The sequence below is a fragment of the Streptomyces sp. 4F14 genome (assembly GCF_048159485.1).
In the GTDB taxonomy this organism is placed as follows: Bacteria; Actinomycetota; Actinomycetes; order Streptomycetales; family Streptomycetaceae; genus Streptomyces.
Map to the genome: position 1 here is coordinate 1 of NZ_JBLRVY010000151.1, position 427 is coordinate 427.

At 73.8% G+C, this 427-nt stretch carries 1 pseudogene; it reads right to left on the reverse strand.

Going from position 1 to position 427, the window contains the following annotated elements:
- Positions 1-359: pseudogene (locus ACLZOT_RS50070) on the reverse strand (RNA polymerase subunit sigma-70); the annotation flags it as partial.
- Between the last annotated feature and the right edge of the window lie 68 nt (positions 360-427).

Consider the following 427-nt stretch of genomic DNA (forward strand, 5'->3'; position numbering starts at 1 on the left):
TGCCGTGTGCCTTGCGCGGTGTGTGTGGCCTGCGCGGTGTGTGCGGTGTGCGCGCCCATCGCCTCGCCCTCGGCGTTTCGCTCGTGCTCGCTCATCGTCCCGCCCGTTGCCCTCTCCCGAGCCCTCGCCCCTGCTCGGACTGGGGAGACCCCGATCCGACCGCCCAGAGGCGCGCCGTGCACGGCACCCTCGTCATCCCGTCCGTCGGCCAGTGGGCCGGGCTCCACGGAGTCGTCCTCCGGGTGCGGCCGGGCCTGCTCGGGGATGCCGTCGATGCCGTCCGCCATGCGTCGGGAAACGTCCGGAGAGTCCGCGCCCCCGGACTGCAGCTCCCGTGTGCCGCGCTCTTCGTCCCGCACCGGCCCGTCCCCGTTCCTCACGCCGGCCCGGGTCCCGCGCCGCGCTGTTTGTAGAGGCTGATCGAAAC